Annotated in this window: 15 protein-coding genes; 8 read left to right on the top strand and 7 right to left on the bottom strand. The window is 48.3% G+C overall.

Annotated elements, in window-relative coordinates; all coding sequences use genetic code 11:
• Window positions 1-24 precede the first annotated feature (24 nt).
• The 5 genes from SFV55_RS29715 to SFV55_RS29735 all read right to left on the bottom strand — a co-directional run bounded on the left by SFV55_RS29715 (window position 25) and on the right by SFV55_RS29735 (window position 6,832).
• Window positions 25-870 (bottom strand): hypothetical protein, encoded by an 846-nt coding sequence (locus tag SFV55_RS29715; RefSeq protein WP_320033240.1) that lies wholly within the window; start codon window positions 868-870, stop codon window positions 25-27.
• 213 nt (window positions 871-1,083) lie between these two features.
• On the bottom strand, window positions 1,084-2,163 hold the full coding sequence (locus tag SFV55_RS29720; protein ID WP_320033241.1) for a cupin domain-containing protein: 1,080 nt from the start codon (window positions 2,161-2,163) through the stop codon (window positions 1,084-1,086).
• 514 nt (window positions 2,164-2,677) lie between these two features.
• Complete coding sequence (locus SFV55_RS29725) at window positions 2,678-4,285, bottom strand: glutamate synthase-related protein (RefSeq protein WP_320033242.1); 1,608 nt, start codon at window positions 4,283-4,285, stop codon at window positions 2,678-2,680.
• Between the two features lie 226 nt (window positions 4,286-4,511).
• On the bottom strand, window positions 4,512-5,198 hold the full coding sequence (locus tag SFV55_RS29730) for a hypothetical protein (protein ID WP_320033243.1): 687 nt from the start codon (window positions 5,196-5,198) through the stop codon (window positions 4,512-4,514).
• An 80-nt stretch (window positions 5,199-5,278) separates the two neighbouring features.
• Window positions 5,279-6,832 carry a TPR end-of-group domain-containing protein gene (locus tag SFV55_RS29735; RefSeq protein ID WP_320033244.1) on the bottom strand — a complete coding sequence of 518 codons (1,554 nt, stop codon included), beginning with the start codon at window positions 6,830-6,832 and terminating at the stop codon, window positions 5,279-5,281.
• 196 nt (window positions 6,833-7,028) lie between these two features.
• On the opposite strand from SFV55_RS29735, the gene SFV55_RS29740 reads away from it, so the two are divergent.
• Window positions 7,029-7,814, top strand: coding sequence for a hypothetical protein (locus SFV55_RS29740; protein WP_320033245.1), 786 nt, complete (start codon window positions 7,029-7,031; stop codon window positions 7,812-7,814).
• Here the strand turns inward: SFV55_RS29740 and SFV55_RS29745 are convergent.
• Together SFV55_RS29745 and SFV55_RS29750 are read right to left on the bottom strand one after the other, a co-directional pair.
• On the bottom strand, window positions 7,799-8,341 hold the full coding sequence (locus tag SFV55_RS29745; RefSeq protein WP_320033246.1) for a GNAT family N-acetyltransferase: 543 nt from the start codon (window positions 8,339-8,341) through the stop codon (window positions 7,799-7,801). The two genes, SFV55_RS29740 and SFV55_RS29745, sit on opposite strands and share 16 nt — an antisense overlap.
• A gap of 5 nt (window positions 8,342-8,346) precedes the next feature.
• Window positions 8,347-9,069, bottom strand: a complete 723-nt coding sequence (locus SFV55_RS29750) for a DUF6503 family protein (RefSeq protein ID WP_320033247.1) — start codon at window positions 9,067-9,069, stop codon at window positions 8,347-8,349.
• Window positions 9,070-9,311: 242 nt separating this feature from the next.
• On the opposite strand from SFV55_RS29750, the gene SFV55_RS29755 reads away from it, so the two are divergent.
• From SFV55_RS29755 to SFV55_RS29785, 7 genes are all read left to right on the top strand, one after another.
• Entirely contained in the window at window positions 9,312-10,694 is a 1,383-nt protein-coding gene (locus tag SFV55_RS29755) for a glycoside hydrolase family 88 protein (protein ID WP_320033248.1), read from the top strand.
• Window positions 10,691-11,524, top strand: a complete 834-nt coding sequence (locus SFV55_RS29760) for a sugar phosphate isomerase/epimerase family protein (RefSeq protein WP_320033249.1) — start codon at window positions 10,691-10,693, stop codon at window positions 11,522-11,524. Before SFV55_RS29755 ends, SFV55_RS29760 begins: the two co-directional genes overlap by 4 nt.
• A gap of 80 nt (window positions 11,525-11,604) precedes the next feature.
• Entirely contained in the window at window positions 11,605-12,750 is a 1,146-nt protein-coding gene (locus SFV55_RS29765; protein WP_320033250.1) for a Gfo/Idh/MocA family oxidoreductase, read from the top strand.
• A gap of 134 nt (window positions 12,751-12,884) precedes the next feature.
• Complete coding sequence (locus tag SFV55_RS29770) at window positions 12,885-13,655, top strand: 3-ketoacyl-ACP reductase (RefSeq protein WP_320033251.1); 771 nt, start codon at window positions 12,885-12,887, stop codon at window positions 13,653-13,655.
• Between the two features lie 157 nt (window positions 13,656-13,812).
• Window positions 13,813-15,021: an MFS transporter gene (locus tag SFV55_RS29775; protein WP_320033252.1), complete on the top strand. Its 1,209-nt coding sequence runs from the start codon at window positions 13,813-13,815 to the stop codon at window positions 15,019-15,021.
• A gap of 447 nt (window positions 15,022-15,468) precedes the next feature.
• On the top strand, window positions 15,469-17,247 hold the full coding sequence (locus SFV55_RS29780) for a PQQ-dependent sugar dehydrogenase (RefSeq protein WP_320033253.1): 1,779 nt from the start codon (window positions 15,469-15,471) through the stop codon (window positions 17,245-17,247).
• 105 nt (window positions 17,248-17,352) lie between these two features.
• Window positions 17,353-17,877 carry a sialate O-acetylesterase gene (locus tag SFV55_RS29785; protein ID WP_320033254.1) on the top strand — a complete coding sequence of 175 codons (525 nt, stop codon included), beginning with the start codon at window positions 17,353-17,355 and terminating at the stop codon, window positions 17,875-17,877.
• Window positions 17,878-17,999: the final 122 nt, after the last annotated feature.

Genomic DNA, 17,999 nt, shown 5'->3' on the forward strand with positions numbered 1-17,999 from the left:
CTCATCCGCCGAATGGCGCTCAACCTACTCAAAACAAATGGTGACAAACCTAAAGTCAGCATTAATCGTAGAATGAACCGATGTGCATTGTCGGACAAGTATAGAGAAAATACCCTCAAATTTTAATGCGTTTGCCCTGCCATTCGAGCCGGACCTGTGAAAATCGCCAGCATTTATAGAATAGGAACCGCCACTCATGTATTCTTCGTGACTTATTTGTCGCGGGATAACATATTTGCTTTTGTTTTCTGCGACAGAAAAATGTTGATTAACTTTATTTAAGGATTTGTTGTACCCAACAGTAAACAAAGACAAATCTGTGGGTAAATTTACTTCTTCAACTTTAAATCTATCATTAACTACTTTGCCACAAAGAATCCAACTTTTTGCATAAAAAGGATGAGTGTGTATTGAGAAATTTTGACTTTTATCTTGTTCAATATATCGAGACAGGCTATTATCCCATATATGTAATCTGATAAAATCAAATTTTTCCTTTATTTTATCGTCTTTAAAAAGAGGAATGGATAAAAAACCTTGAGAGCCAATTGAAGATATTGTTGCATCTACTGGAATTGTTAATATTGAGTCTGCAATCAGTTTCCACACTTTTTTTAGATTGACTTCTATATTTGAATCACGGGCGGTTCTTAGTTCTGAAATTGCGACTAACCTCATTGCAACAGATTTTAAATAGCGATCAGAAATATCTTCAATCAAGTCGCTTAGTAAATTCAAATCAACGGCATCTTCAATATTAATTTCTTTGGGGAAATCTTCTACTTTGGGTAGAAATTCAGAAATAGTTTCCCCATAACAGCAATTGATTGCGTCAAGAAGACTTTTGAATTCAATATTATTTATTTTCATTTTTATTATCTTTTTTCGTTACCACCACTAAGTCTCTACTGCAACTAACGGCTAAGTTCGCTTAGTCCGCATATCATTTTCTTTCGTCTACGTGGTCTGTGTATGCGGTACTGTAATTCTTTCACCAGCGAATATAGCAAACGGTTATTTACCCAACAAGCAATTACCTATTAAATTTTAAAATCATTAATCGTGCCATCCCTAGTGTACTCCCTACCCCAACACCCCCACCTCCAAAAACTCCAAATCCTCCGACCACCCCACCACCCGACTCCCCAATCCCGGTGGCATCACCCAAGCATCCCCCTGTTTCAACTGTTCCAAAGCATACCCCTCCACTTGTAAATCCAAACTCCCTTTCAGCACAAAAGAGAAAAGAATATCCCAATCGTGACTACTAGCTTGAGGCTTTTCCCCGCTTTGATCAGGCCGTACCACCTGTACCGATGCCACCCCTTTGGTCGCCTGATGAATCCCCGTTTCCCGGTGCTCAAAACCCTTGATGCGCCAGGGTTTCCAGCTGGCGGCTGCCACCCGATGGTGGCAAAAAGTTTGCCCTTGGAATTCCCGCTCAGGCCGAATCTGTGCAGTCGGCAAGGTCATTTCATGGTCAATCGTGGTCATGTGTACCGCTGGAACCCCAATCTCGATCACCTCCAGATTGTCCGAAGCTTCCAACACCTGGTGCCGGATTTCCGGCGGTTGGGTCACACAATCCCCGGCGTGGAGGATAAAGGGTGGCCCCTGGTCTTCGTACACCAGTTTCACCCAGCCCTTGTAGCAATAAATCAGTTGGAAGCCAATCGTGTGGTAATGCACCATGTCTGGTACCGGGCCACCGTGTGGAATGCGGATGTGTGAAGCGATGATGCTGCCGCCCAGTCGGTCGGGGATCAGGTCGCGGTACAACATCCCTGCGCGGCCAATCACCCAGGGGTCTTGGTCTTGCAGTTGCCGCACTTCGAATTTGTGTTGGGTAGCTGGTCGCTGCAGTTGGTACGAGCGGGGGAGCAATTGAATGGTGGTTCCATTCGGAGCGATCAGGGTTCTTTCAGCTCCGGCCAGTGCTTCAGGATCGTCGGTTAGCAGGTGAATGTTTGGGGCGGGGCACGCTGCTCCTTTGTCAATGCGGAGGTGCAGGCCGTATCCCGACATGATCGCCACGGCTGGATCGTCGGCAGGGAAGATGTTGTCCAGGCGGAAACCCAGCTTGGTAAAAAAAGCCATGTCTTCGCTTAGCTCATTGCTGGGAAGCACAAGCTGGGGTAAAATGGCTGCTGCTTTGTTGCCCATTTTTGAATCCGGTTTTGTTGCCAGCTGTCTTAGGTGAAAGTTTCTGGCAGGGCTAATGTAGGCCGATTACCTGAAAAATTGCACATTGAATGCGGCTCCGCCTCTTATTATTCACATTACGCAGTGCTGCATTGATACTTGCTGCGATTTCAATTTAACCGTAGTTTATTTACCGCAGAGTTTCACAGAGTACACGCAGAGTTTCACGGAGTTTTTTAGTTTTAAGGAGTTTGCCACCTGCGGTGGCTGGAGTTTGTGCGTTAGGGAAATCTTGCTTAAGATCAAGCCAAGGATAATAGGACTTTATAAAGGTAAGAACCCTAGCTTCAGCAAAGGCGGCCTCTGTGGACTCTCCGCGCCGCAGGTGCTCCTAAAAAAACTCCGTGAAACTCTGCGTGTACTCTGTGAAACTCTGCGGTAAATAAAATGAGTTATGTGAGTTATTTACTCAAACAATTCTTCATTACTCTTTCTTCAGGCCAAAGCGACAATAATAGTCTCTTCGCGAAATGGCCTAATACACCCCCGAAAATGCAATGCCCGTATACCGATGCATGTCATAATTCAAGGTAGTCAAATCATTGAAATTAAACTGCTGAACATCGTGGTGTCCACAAGCCCTGGCGATCACTTTGATCAGGTCATTGGAGGCTTGCAGAAAATTATTCAGCTGCATGGCCGAAGCTTCCACGATCAAGCGGCTTCTTAAACTTTCTTTTTGGGTCGCAATCCCCACCGGGCAATTGTTGCTGCCACAAGCCCGCATACCCAGGCAGCCGATGGCCTGTAAAGCCGAATTGGAAATCGCAACCGCATCTGCTCCCAGCATCATCGCCTTGGCAAAATCCTCCGGCACCCTTAATCCTCCGGTGATCACCAGCGTAATGTCCGTGACCCCAAGCTTGTCCAGGTGCTTTCTGGCCCTGGCCAAGGCGGGGATGGTTGGCACATTGATGTTGTTCCTCAGGATGGAAGGCGCTGAGCCCGTTCCGCCGCCCCGGCCATCCAGGATCAGGTAATCAACCCCTACTTTGAGGGCAAAATCAATATCGGCTTCAATATGGCTGGCGGCTATTTTAAATCCGATCGGGATACCTCCGGTTTGGGCCCTTACTTCCTGCGCAAAGGCAGCGAAATCTTCTGGGGTAATCAGGTCGGGGAATGCGGCGGGGGAGATGGCCGATTGCCCTTCTTGCAAGCCCCGAACTTCCGCAATCTCTTTGCTCACTTTGTTGCCTGGCAGGTGGCCACCCGTCCCGGTTTTGGCTCCTTGCCCGCCTTTAAAATGGAAAGCCTGCGCTTTTTTTACCTTGTCCCAGGAAAAGCCAAATTTGGCCGAGGCGAGTTCGTAAAAATAGCGGCTGTTGTTTTGTTGTTCTTCAGCGAGCATACCGCCTTCACCGCTGCAAATGCCAGTACCAGACAATTCAGCACCCATCGCCAAGGCGATTTTGGCTTCTCTGGACAAGGCGCCAAAACTCATGTCCGAAACAAAAAAGGGGATCTCCAACTCCAGCGGCTTTTTAGCGCGTGGGCCAATCACCACTTTGGTCTGTACAGGTTCTTCGTCGAGCAGCGGGCGTTTGGCGAGTTGAGCGGGTAGGAACTGAATGTCCTCCCACTTGGGCAAGGTGTTTCTGTCCACGCCCATGGATTCCGAAGGGCCGTGTTTGCCCATTTTTTTCAGGCCATGCTGGGCAAGTGCTTTGATGTACCCGGTGTAAGGTTCGGTGCTTTCGGGGTGGGTATCGGCATATTGCCCGAGGTACTCGTCTCTTTTAAAGGGTTGTGGGTGTTCTGCCAAAAAATCATTTATCTCGTCTTCATCTATCCAAACGACGCCTTCTTTTACTTCTGAAAAAAACTTGTGCAACACCTCATGGTTGTTGTATTCACTCACCCCGGTGTCGTAGCGGTAGTCCCAGCCGTGCACGCCACAGATCAGGTTGTTGCCATCAATGTATCCATCCGACATCAATGCTCCGCGGTGCAAACAACGGCCATATAAAACCGAAATTTGATCATCGTAACGAATTACCACCAGGTCAAGGCCGTTGACCTGATGATGGGCTGGAACCCTGTCTTCAAAACCACTGAAGGCTCCAAGTTCAACTTTTTTCATGCTTGCGATTTTCAGGTGTTGTGTATGGCCTTGCATTTAAGTTGTGAGAACAAAAACAGGTTCATTCCCAATCCTTTAGCAAGATGTATACTTTGTCAAAATCAGCACACAAAATAAGACTTGATCTGGTGCAGAAACGTTTCTTTGAGGACATTTTAAATCATTTTGTGCTTAAGCAAGTATGCGCTAAAGTTTGTTGCCAAAGGGAAAACTGCATAGAAAACCTTTAAGCCGGGCTCATTTTTTTGTAAGTTGGGTCAATGTACCTTTTCGTCAGGTAATACGCAACGATCGTCACGATTTCGTTGAGGATGAACAACAAACCAATGCCTATAATTTGCTGATCCAATACATGTTTGTTTACCATCAGGTACTCCAGTAACCCAAAAATTGGCCCCCACAACAGATAAGGAAAAAGGATTAGGTAAAATAAAAACCAGAGCCAGCGGTGGCGATTTTGTATGGCCAAAAATGCTTTGACCAGGGGCGGGATACAAATTACCCAAATCAGGATGATGACAAGCCAATAATTGAGCGGAGTGTCACCAAACAGAGAAATTGTGGCAATGAATTCGTCATTCATGCGAAAAAAGGGCGAAACCATCCGCTGCAAAGGCAACTGCGCAAAGATCATGGCAAAACCCAGGTGTTTTTTGTAATTCGAATCCCCTTTCAAAAGGGCTGCACCGATGTACATCATGATGAAATTGAAAAGCGGGCCAGTGTAAGTGGCGTACCAGGATTTCAGGGTGCCTTCACAAGCGGTTGAGAAGTAGTTGAAACTTTTGTAGCCCCAGGCACCACAAATGAAATAAGCCGAAAAATGGTGGATCAATTCATGCAGTGAGGCGTACAACATGGTAATGCAGTACAGGGCAATACAATACCTGAAAGTAATTTTTAAGGTGAGCATGGCGTAATCAATGGGTTTTGGTGTGGTGTTTTTTCCGGTTCTCAGCTAAAGGACGAGAAGTTTTGGAAGAAGGTTGCAATTCATTTCAAACGCCCCAACAATTGCCCCCATCTTGCATCGGATTCCAATGGTTTAAGATCAGCAACGTTTTGATAATCCGTTTTCAGCACTAAACTTCCAAAATTTACAGCCTGGTTCAAAGCCGCGAAAGCGCGGTCTTTTTCACCCATCCGCGCTAGGGTACAAGCCCGGTTGAAATACGGATAACTACTGGCATGTATGGCCATGGCTTTTTCAAAAAACACCTCGCTGGGTTGGAGTTTTCCCATATCCAACAAGGCAACGGAAAGATAGAGGTAGCGCTCCCGCAATTGGTCGCCCTCCACCAGTAGCGGTTTTAATATTTTATTCGCCTCCTCCACTTTGTTCAATCCAAACTGCACAAGGGCCCGCTCCATCAGGATATTGGTATTGTTTTTCCATCGATCCGCAACCTTGTCCAGCAATTGTGCGGCATGGGTATACTGCTGCTGTTTGCGCAGGGTGGAGCTGTAAAGCACGCTGGCATCCAGGTTTTGAGGGTATAAGGCCAGCCATTTTTTTAAAGCTGGCGCGGCAGTTTCAACATCGTTTCGAAACAGGGCTCCGATGATGGTTTCCCCAAGCCCAGGCTCGATTTTGGTTTTAGCGGCCTGACTTTTTTTCAGTTCATCAATCACCGAGGCATCAATCCAAAAAATGTCGAAGCCGGGGCGCTCAGGCGACTGGTTTCGGCTGCTCCCAAAAAAGAGGTATTTTCCGTCTGGGGATAAGCTGGCAAATCTTTCCGAACTTCCAGAATTGATTTTTGGCCCCATATTCAGCGGTAAGCTCCAACGTCCTGCTTTGTTTTTGAAAGAAATGTATAAATCCAGGCTGCCTTCGATTCCTTCGGGTCGGATTGATTCAAAAATCAGGAAACTTTCGTCAGGAGCGATGTAAGGGCCTTCTTCATAATCCACACTATTGATGCTAAAAGGAAGCAGCTGGGGTTTGGTGTAGCGGCCATTTTGCTGGATGGATTGTTGAATGTTCCAGTTGGTACCGCCGCCAAGTGCTGAGGAAAAATAAAGCGTCCCATTTTTAGCTAGGGAATGCCCATAGTCCTGCCCCTTGGAAACGCTGGTGTCAAAAGGTACTGGGGTAGCCCAGCCTGTTGAGGTCCTGAGTACTTCCCAAATCCGAATATCGCCCCCTTGGGGGTAACCTGCGGGCATTTTTCTGCGCGAGCTAAAGAACAAAGTTTTCCCTTCCACGGAAAAGCATGGGTAATAATCGTCGGCCGAAGGGTCAGCAAAGGAGGGTGGAGCTGGTTTTGACCAACCCCCATTTGTATAAGTCATTTCCATTAAAAAAGCGTGAAAGTTACTGTCCAAAACCGTCCAGAGCACCCGTGTTCCATCCGGTGAAAAGGCCGGAGCGCTATGCTCCATGGCAGGGGTGCTGATGAGGCCAGGTGCAAAAAGTTGGGCTTCTGTACCAGGAGGTTTTTGACCGAGGTAATCAATGATTTCGGGCTCCTGTGTTGCTTCACAACTCAACAAAAAAAAGGGGAGCAAAAACGGTAAGGTGCCTGCGATCAAGTAGGTCCTCATTGATCTATATTTTCACGACAGAGCGAGGTGGCATTGGTGGCGCCACTTTGATTTCCCGGTTTTAAGGACGGGGCGACCTGCTCAAGGGTTGCATCTGTTTCCCAACAGGTCTGAATTTTTTGGATAAAATTAGCTAGTCAGCCAGCTTTTTGCTTATTTAGCTGTCGTTCAATCACTCGATTAAAAAAGCAATAGTATGGAAATCCTGGGACGTGTACTAAAATGGTTATTGCTAAGCTTTTTGGGCTTAGTCTTATTGGTGCTGCTATTTCTGATTTTGGATCGGGATGCCCAACACATTACCCTCAGCAAAGCCGACCAACAATCCTTTGAAGTGCTGAAAAAATATGTTCGCCCGGCGGATTCCAGTGAATATTATGCCTTGTTAAAAACCTGGGGAGAGAACAAAAAACTGGCCCCAGGTTTTGAGCTCCAATGCCTCCTGGCTTTGTCGCATTATCCCGAACTCAAAAAGGTACCCATCGATTTTTTGGTACAGCCGGCCTTTATCCAATTGTCAGCCCGACCCGATCCCATTACCGTTTTGCTGCCCTGGGTAAAACGCAAGTACCTGGTCGTGATCAGCAATGACACGGGCAGAGAAAATGACCCGATTCTATTGTCCAAAGCGCCTTTTAATGAACAAGTGGGGATCATTGGGCACGAGCTGGCTCACGTGGTTTTTTACCTGGACAAAAACTCTTTGTATCTGGCCTGGCTGGCCTACCAATACCAATACAATGAGCCTTTTGCTACGGTTTTTGAACAGGAAACCGACAAAAGGGCAGTTGCGCATGGCCTGGGTTATCAGCTCTATGATTATGCTTTTTTTGTGCGAAAAGCCTTTGGTAACACCCTCGAGGAAATTGAAGCGGAAAAAGGGGATATGTATTTAAGCCCTGGAGAAATTGCGGAGGAGATGAAGCAATACACTTTTTACAAGGATACCTTAAATGCACCTGAAAGTTATTTTGAAGATTGATCAAATTCCCTTTTTTGCACCCAAAACTCCCGCCGCATCTGGTACACCAAACAATCATCTTCATCAAAGGTGCGTGCTTCCACGAACTCAAACCCCATCCGTTCATAAAAACGGATCGCTGCAGTATTGTAGGCCAGTGGGTCAATCAACACCGCTGTAACCTCCGGATGGCTAAAACAACGGTCAAGCGCCTGACTCATCATTTCAGTGCCGTAACCTTTCCCCAAATCCTCCGCTTCCCCAATCCAGATGTCGATGGCGCGCAAATTGGCAGGCACCTCGCCCCAATAGTGGGTATCTTCCAGTAAGGGATCAATGATTTGAACAAAACCAATCGGGCGACCATCCAGCTCCGCGACCAAAAACTCGCGCCATTCCGGTGTACGCGCCAGTTCCTCTGCCCAGTTCCAATCATCCTCATTCGGGTCTGAATGTAGGATGTGGGGTTGTTCGTCCCAATGCCGCAAAAGTGCCAGGTCTTGTGGAGTGGCGAAGCGGAATTGAACAGTGGGTTTATTCGGGTTCATTCAATTTAGTGCACTTTAAAGTTGCTTTGTTCAATTTTCGACAACAACACCGCTTTACCTTCCATAAATACACGATCGTAATCCCGGGTAGAAATAGTCGTGTCTTTAATCTCATAATTGTCATAGTCTTGAAAAACGATTCCACCCACAGTTTCGCGGCGGGTAGCCTTGCGAAAACGTGGCCCGCCCGTAGCGTAGGACAAGTAATCCATGGTATGCGTTTGCTGATTGATCCAGTAGCAATACACATCCTGGAAGTCTTTGCCGCCACCTTCCTGATCAAAACTCACTTCAATTTTGTCGTATTTTTGGTCGCCAATCTGGATTTCCCCCACGTGTTTGAGGTTCACCGCTGGTTCGCTCAGTTTGTAGGGCAAGAGGGCAAAATAAGCCAGGGCGTTGACACTTTCGCGGTACTTATCCTCGGGAGTTTGGGCCTGTCCATCAATGCTGCGACTTAGGCCGGTATTGCTCAACACGTCTACGATGAGCTTGCCACTGGTGTCGCGTGTACTGCGTTCGTAGCGAAATTTCCCCCCTTGATGCTTCAGGCGCACCTGGAAGGCCCGAAAATCAAAGGAAATATCGAAGTTGCGGTAATGGCGGCCACCGTGGGTTTCGATGCATTGCTGAATGATGGCTGCCGCTTTGGGGTCGGTATTTTTTTGAGCCTGGCAGGATTGATTCAGGGCAAAAATGGTTAACAGAAGGAAAAAAGAACTACGCATGACTTGTTTTTTTGCAAAAATACAGTTTTGCATCCAATTGAGTTCAAAGCGGGGAAAAAGGAAGTTCACAAATGGTCGTGATGCAGACTAGCCGAATGCTATCTCACCGGGAACGTTCCCGGTAAAATTCTTTATTCAAAAGCTTCATCTGTTTTAAATCAAAGAGTAAAAAACTTTATTTTGCCCGCTATAGGGTGTTCGATCAATACAATCGTCTTTACTGCATCAAAACCCAAACACAAATGATCAAAACGAACGAAAAACGTACTGCAACTGACCTGTCCAACAAACTCCAACGCTTTTGGGCGCTTTCTGAGCAAAAAATCAAGTTGATTGATTCAAATTACGATGAATCAAAAGGCTCCCCCGTTTTTACCGTAGGCGGAGAATACACCACCCGGGGCTGGACGGAATGGACCCAGGGCTTTCAATTTGGCTCGGCCATTTTGCAGTTTGAAGCTACCGGCAACCAAGCCATTTTGGAAAGGGCCAAACAACAAACCCTCACAAAAATGGCGCCCCACGTCAGTCACATCGGCGTGCACGACCACGGCTTCAACAACGTCAGCACCTACGGCAACCTCCTGCGTTTGATGCGGGAAGGCAAAATTCCCTTTAACGAATGGGAGAAAAACTTCTACGAACTGGCCCTGAAAATATCCGGAGCAGTGCAGGCGAGTCGGTGGACGAGCATCAAAACCGGTGGGTTTATTCATTCTTTCAACGGGGCGCATTCCTTGTTTGTAGACACCATCCGCTCCTGCCGGGCCTTGATTGTCAGCCATGAGTTGGGCCATGTATTTCAGGGTGAGGGAGATGCCAAAATAAGCTTGCTGGAAAGGGCGCTGCAACACATTGAGGCTACCGCTCGCTATTCGGTATTTTATGGTGAAGGCCGCGATTCTTACGACATTTGGGGCCGTACCGCGCACGAGAGTGTTTTCAACGTAAAAGATGGCCAATTCCGCTGCCCCAACTCTCAACAAGGCTATACTGGCTTCACCACCTGGACGCGCGGCCTCGCCTGGGCCATGTGTGGCTTCGCTGAACAACTGGAATGGCTGGATACTGCCGATGAAGCGTCCCTGACTCCTTTTGGGGGCAAAGCAGCGCTGGAAAAAATGATGCTGAAAGCCGCCCAAGCCACCTGTGATTTTTACATCGAACACACTCCCGTAGATGGGGTGCCTTATTGGGACACGGGTGCGCCCAATTTGTACAAACTAGGCGATTATTTGGATCGCCCTGCCGATCCTTACAATGACTTCGAGCCGGTGGACAGTTCTGCTGCCGCCATTGGCGCACAGGGGCTATTGCGTTTGGGCAAATACCTGACGGAAAAAGGCAACGCTGCCGCTGGTGAAAAGTATGTACAGACTGGATTGAAGGTAGTTGATACGCTTCTTGATGAGCCTTATTTGAGCACCAATGAAAAACACCAGGGTTTGCTGCTGCACACCATTTATCACCAGCCCAATGGTTGGGATCACGTACCTGCTGGTAGTAAAATTGCCAACGGTGAGTCTTGCATGTGGGGCGACTACCACATTCGGGAGGTTTGCCTGTACTTGCAGCGCATGATCAACAACGACACTTATTACACATTTTTCAATTGTGTCAAATGAGTCCTAGTCCAATCACTGACCTGTCCAAACTCTGCATCCATACCATCACCACTAAGCCCTGGGCGATCGAAGAGTCGGCCAAAAACTTTGCGGCGGCGGGGGTGAAAGGCATTACGGTTTGGCGCGATGCACTGGCAGGCAGGAACATCAAACATACGGGCGACATGCTCCGGGACCACGATTTGTCGATCGTCTCCCTGTGTCGGGGTGGCTTTTTTCCTAGCATTGATCCTGCCAAAAGGCAAGCAGCGTTGGATGACAACCGCAAAGCCATCGAAGAAGCGTACGAATTGGGTACAAAGCTGATTGTGCTGGTTTGTGGTGCCGACCCCGGGCAATCTCTGGAAGATTCGCGCCAACAAATTCAGGACGGCATCGAAGCGCTGATTCCGGAGGCGTCTGCGGCTGGAGTACAATTGGCCATCGAGCCGCTTCACCCGATGTATGCGGATACCCGCTCGGCCATCAACACCCTCGGTCAAGCCAACGACATGTGTGAAGCCATCAAGTCCCCCTGGGTAGGTGTGGCGGTGGATGTGTATCACCTCTGGTGGGACTCCAACCTGGAGCGGGAGATCAAACGTTGTGGAGCAAACAATCACCTGCTGGCTTTTCACATCTGTGACTGGAAATCCCCAACCGTAGACATGCTCAACGACCGTGGATTGATGGGCGAGGGCTGCATTCCGCTCAAAAAAATCCGCTCCTGGGTCGAAGCGACTGGCTTCAATGGCTTCCGCGAGGTAGAGATTTTTTCCACGGAATACTGGCAACAAGATCAAGCTCAATTTTTGCAGAAAATAATCACTGGATACACACAACATTCTTAGCTGTTGGCTATCTGAATGGGCTTACGTTTACTAAACTTTGAAAGTTTAGTAAACGTCGATCCAATCAAAAAACATTAAAAATGAAACAACACACCATCGGGATCATCATGAACGGCGTTACAGGGCGAATGGGCACCAACCAACACTTGCTGCGCTCTATTGCTGAAATCATGAAACAAGGCGGCGTCAAACTCAGCAATGGCGAAACCATCATGCCCGACCCCATCCTCATTGGCCGGGATGAAAGCAAGTTAAAAAGGCTCTGTGCACTCACAGGCATTACCAATATGAGCACCAATCTGGAGGATGCTTTAAAAAGTTCGCATTACAGCATTTATTTTGATGCCCAAACCACGGGTCGCCGGGCCGACGCAGTCAAGGCGGCCATCAAGGCGGGAAAACACATTTATTGTGAAAAACCAGTAGCCGTCAGCACCGAGTCTGCTTTGGAATTGTACAAATTGGCTACCGAAGCCGGCCTCAAAAACGGGGTGGTGCAGGATAAATTATGGCTCCCCGGCATCGTAAAAATCAAACGCCTCATTCAGCAGGGCTTTTTTGGAGAAATCCTCTCCGTGCGGGGCGAATTTGGCTATTGGGTTTTTGAAGGCGACAATATCCCGGCGCAACGCCCTTCCTGGAACTACCGCAAGGAAGATGACGGTGGGATCATCGTAGATATGTTGTGCCACTGGCGTTATGTCCTGGATGATGTATTTGGCAATGTAAAAGCGGTTTCTTGCCTCGGCGCTACGCACATCCCTACCCGGGTAGATGAAAATGGCAACACTTATAAGTGCACCGCCGATGATTCAGCCTACGCCACTTTTGAACTGGACAACGGAGTCATCGCTCATTTCAATTCCTCCTGGACCGTGCGGGTAAGGCGGGATGATTTGCTCACCCTGCAAGTGGATGGCACCAAAGGCTCTGCGGTGGCTGGTTTGCGGGAATGTTACATCCAGCATTATGGCAATACGCCCAAACCGGTTTGGAATCCCGATATTCCCCAACCCATCGATTTTTTTGGTGGCTGGTCCAAAGTGCCCGAGCAGGAAGCACACGACAATGCTTTTAAAGTACAATGGGAGTTGTTTTTGAAACACGTGGTCAACGATGAGCCCTTCCCCTGGAATTTGAAGGCGGGTGCTAAGGGGGTGCAGTTGGCCGAGAAGGGTTTGGAAAGTTGGGCGAAAAGAGCCTGGGTCGACGTCCCAGAATTGTAATGATATCTGCCTTAGGTGCTTCTATGGTGCCTGTGGTTTCTAAGGTGGTTCAAAAAAGACTTAATTTTCACCACCTTAGAAACCATAGGCACTAAAGAAGCACCTAAGAGCGACAAACATTAAAAATAGTAAGCATGGCAAAAGTTGCACTCGTAACTGGGGGGAGCAGAGGGATAGGATTGGGCATTGTAACCCAGCTCGCATCGCAAGGTTTTAACATCGCAATAAATGGTGTAAGGCCCCAAGAAGGTGTCACCGAAGTTTTGGAAAGCATCAAAGCCCTTGGCGTCGAGGTCATCTACTGCCAGGGCAACGTCGCTTTGAGTGCCGACCGCGCCAAAATTCTCCAGGAAGTAAAAGACCACTACGGTCAACTCAACATCCTGGTCAACAACGCCGGGATTGCCCCCCGCGAGCGCCGCGACGTACTGAGCACCAGCGAAACGAGCTTTGACGAAGTACTCGATACCAACCTCAAAAGTTGTTATTTCCTCACCCAGGCTGCGGCCAACTGGATGATTGAGCAAAAAGCTGCCCAACCGGATTTTTCGGCGTCTATCATTAATATTTCGTCCATTTCCGCCACTGTTGCTTCGGTCAATCGGGGGGAATATTGTGTGTCCAAAGCCGGAATTAGTATGGTCACCCAGCTTTTTGCGGTGCGACTGGGCGAATACAATATTCCAGTGTACGAAGTTCGCCCCGGCGTCATCGCTACCGATATGACTGCGGGGGTAAAGGAAAAATACGATAACCTCATTGGCGGAGGGCTTTGTGTACAACCACGTTGGGGTACTCCTGAAGACGTGGGGAAAGCTGTCGGCGCTTTGGCCGCGGGAGGATTTCCTTACTCTACAGGTCAGGTATTTATGGTGGATGGCGGGTTGACGCTGTCTCGTTTATAATTTTAGGTTTAGAAGGTTTAGGAAGGTTTAGAAGGTTTAGGCTACCGCAGTGATTCTGACGATGTCTTCGTCTAAGTCGCTGCGGTAGCCTAAACCTTCCTCAACCTTCTCAACCTCCCTCAACCAACCCATTTTAATACATCTACAACCACATCAGATGCAAGCAGACAATTTAAGCGCAGGACAATACAAAGTCACCGCCACCGGGTTTTTAAGTTTGTTCTCCATCGTAGGCATCATGTTCTACGGGCTGCCTTTTTTCTTTGATTTTTGGGTGCAAGAATTCGGCTGGACCCGAGCCATGGTTACTTCAGGCAACCTGGCGGGAAAAGTGATCGTCGGCCCCCTGTTTGGTTTTGCCGCAGGCTGGTTCATCGACCGATTTGGGCCGCGGCGATTGATGTTGTCGGGCATTTTGATGGTTGGTTTGGCGGTGATGGGACTGGGCATCATGCAATCCGTTTGGCAATTTTATACCTTTTATTTCCTGATCGCCCTGGGATACATGTGTGGTGGGCCATTGCCCAATCAGGTGTTAATTTCCAGGTGGTTTAGTACCGCACGGGGTAAAGCTATGGGCATAGCTTATTTGGGCATTGGGGTAGGGGGGATGTTGGTTCCTCATATCGCACGGTGGTTGAATCAAGAAGCTGGGTGGCGCACTGCCTTGACAGTGTTGGGGGGAATCATCATTGCAGTGGCTTTTCCGATGGCCTGGTTTGTCAAGGAAAATCCCGACGAACAGGTTGAAGTACAAAAAGCACCAGAGCCAAAAGTTTCTTTATCCAGTGTGCTGAAAAGCAAATCTTTCTATTTGTTGGCCATTGGTAGTATGTGCTCCATTGGGGCGGTAGCCGGGGTCAGCCAAAACCTCAAGTTGTTTTTGAGTCTCGACATGCAATACAGTCAGGGGCAGGCAGCGGGCATCATGTCTTTGGTATTGGGTTCCAGCATCATCGGGCGTTTGTTGATGGGCTGGTTGGCAGATCGTTTTGCCAAAAAGCATGTCATGTTGCTCATTTACGCCATTGTTACCCTATCCATTTTGTTGCTGTACAGCAGCACTACACCTACTGCTATTTATGTCTTTGCTGTGCTGTTTGGCATTGGGTTGGGCGGCGATTACATGATCATTCCCTTGATGGCCGCAGAGTTATTTGGGGTAAAAGTGATGGGCCGGGTGATGGGTTTGGTGCTCACCGTTGACGGCCTGGCGGAAGCGTTTGGACCGATTATGGCGGGGGCGCTACGGGATAGAACTGGCAGTTATGCAATGGGGTTTACGGCTTTGATTGTGTTGTCGGTTATCGGATGTATTGCGGTGGCGTTGTTGCCGCGTAAGCAGGCAGAGTCGCTTCCCGCTTAGGCGTTAAACGTTGAGTTTTTGTTTATTCGTTTATTGGACAGTGAAGATGAATCACGTCAAGTTGCTGAATTAGAACTCAAAGCGACTTTTTTTTTTAGCACAAACATGAGTCATCCCGAATTTTTGAAAAGTCAAAATCGGGCATAAACCTAATCGCGGAGCGATTGAATTTATAATAGCCCCGGTCGTCCGGGGTAAATCGTTGGGTCAAATTGGCGGCAACCACGGCAGTGGTTGAACTCAATTGAGCAAAAAGTTCAACCGCATCCGCGGTTGTGAAACCTTTTGCTACCAACATGACCCCGGACGACCGGGGCTATTATAAATTCAACCGCATCCGCGGTTTATTATCCCAAAAATTCGGGATGACGAACTGTTTGTGATCAACATGTCGCTTTAGGTCATTCCAAATGATTCCTACCCACTGCCTACCAAAAACCTTTCCAAATGGAAAACCAAATTCGCTTCAGACAGCTGTTTTACTCAGCAATTTTTGTCAGCCTTATGTTGTGCCTTGCTGCCTGCACCCCGGGCAGGGTCACGTCCAAAAAAGCGAGCAATTCCTCCAAAGATCAGGCCGCTTTAGCCTACTCACAAGATGCCAATGTGTTGGCCAAAGGGCAAAAACTGTTTCAGGGCTACTGTTCTCCTTGCCACAATTTTTTACAAAAAGGCATTGGCCCCAGCCTGGAACAAGTAACCGCAGTGGTTACGCCCAGCTGGTTGAAAAGTTTCATCCGCAATGCCCCGGCGATGATTGAAAAGGGGGATCCTCGCGCTAAACAGCTCTTTGCGGAGTACAATCAATTGATGCCCCCTTTTAATGAAATCAAGGAGGCTGACCTCGACGCCATCGTTGCTTACATCCATAGCCAACACAAAGAACCTGAAAAACAAAGCAGTGATCTGGGGACACCCATGCAAAACCCCATCATAGAGAAAATAGCCAAAAGTGGGCTGGCTTTACAAATCCAGCACATCGCCACGGCACCGCCTACGGGTACCAAAGCCCCGATTGCACGCATCAACCAAATGCGGGTTTTACCCGGGACCAAAGACCGTTTGTTTATTCACGATTTGCGGGGCTTTTTGTACGAATTGATCGACACCACCTGGCAGGTGGCCCTGGAAATGAAAAAGGAGCGCCCCAAGTTTATTTTTGACCCGGGTATGGGCACTGGGTTTGGGAGCTTTGCTTTCCATCCCGAGTTTTACCAAAATGGCCTGTTTTATACCACGCACACCGAGCCAGCGGGCACTGCACCCGCCGACTTTGCCTACCCCGATTCCATCAAAGTTACTCTGCAGTGGGTGATCACCGAATGGACCATCAAAGACCCGAATGCAAAAACCTTTACACCTACGAGCAGTCGTACCCTGTTCCGGGTGAACATGGTGACGGGCATTCACGGCGTACAGGAAATTGCTTTTAACCCCGGGGCTAAAAAAGGCGACGCTGACTACGGCCTGCTCTACATCGGCTTAGGTGACGGGGGCGCTAGCGAAAGTGGTTTCCCTTTTATCTGCCATGACAAAAGCCGCATCTGGAGCTCAGTCCTCCGGATTGACCCACAAGGTAGAAACAGCAAAAATGGCCAATACGGCATTCCGGCCAGTAATCCTTACGCCAAACTCAGTGACGCAGAGGCTTGCCGGGAAGTTTATTGCCGGGGCTTCCGCAATCCCAACCGCTACACCTGGACCCCCGATGGTCGACTGCTGATTGCTGACATCGGCCACATCAACATCGAAGAGCTCAACCTGGCTGTCCCAGGTGGCGATTATGGCTGGCCCTACCGCGAAGGCACGTATGTGATCAACCCAAAAGCCAAAATGGACAAAGTATACGCGCTCCCTGCCGACGATAGCAAATACAATTACCTCTACCCGGTGCTCCAATTTGACCATGATGAGGGCAAAGCCATCGAAGGGGGCTTTGTGTACACGGGCACTGCAATCCCGGAACTGCGGGGCAAATACATTTTTGGTGAAATTGCCCTTGGCAGGGTCTTTTATGCAGAAGTGAATGAATTGAAGCAGGGCAAACAAGCGACTATCCACGAATTGGAGCTAAAAATGGGCGATAAAATGGTAAATATGCTGGACTTGAACAAGGGCATCAAACCTGATTTCCGTTTGGGGGTTGGTCTGGATCGGGAGTTGTTCATTTACACCAAATCGGATGGGAAGGTGTACAAGGTGATGGGGTGTGTTAGGAATCAATAGACTAGGAAATTGCTATACTACTTCACTCAAAAAAATCTTTTATCAATTCCCTGATAAACAAACCGCCTAATTACGAACACATTCAACCAACATAAACCCTTTCGTATGAAAAACCTCTTGGTATTCATTCTTTTGTCCCTCCCACTTTTGCTTGAAGCACAGTCAGGCAATACCAAACCAGTCAAACTCCCCAAGCCCAACAAAGTTTGGGTTTTCCTCTTGGCTGGTCAATCCAATATGGCCGGGCGAGGCATCGTAGAAGCACAAGATGCCCTCACCGATCCACGCATCTTCAGCATCAATAGTAAGGGTGAAGTCATCCTTGCCAAGGAGCCCTTGCACTTTTACGAGCCTAGTCGGGTTGGTTTGGATTGTGGATTGTCCTTCGGCAAAACCCTACTCAAAGGTGTCCCCAAAAAGGTTTCCATTTTGCTTTTGCCCACCGCAGTGGGAGGAAGTTCGATGCGACAATGGCTCGGCGATTCTACCTACCGAGAGGTCAAACTCTGGTCCAATTTTTTGGAAAAGGTGGCCATTGGCAAAAAATACGGCCAGATCAAAGGCATTTTGTGGCACCAGGGCGAAAGTGACGCCAATGAAAGGAGCATCCCCCCAGGGCAAACGCATTAAAATTGGAAAAAAGGATGAGAAGCCCTAGCTTTGGAAAAAGTCAATGGGAGAAAGAATTCAATCAGCGCAACTCCAATCTTTAATTGCTCGTTTTGAGGATATTAAAGATAAGAGAATAAAAA

The organism is Haliscomenobacter sp. (assembly GCF_033763495.1).
Taxonomy (GTDB): Bacteria; Bacteroidota; Bacteroidia; order Chitinophagales; family Saprospiraceae; genus Haliscomenobacter.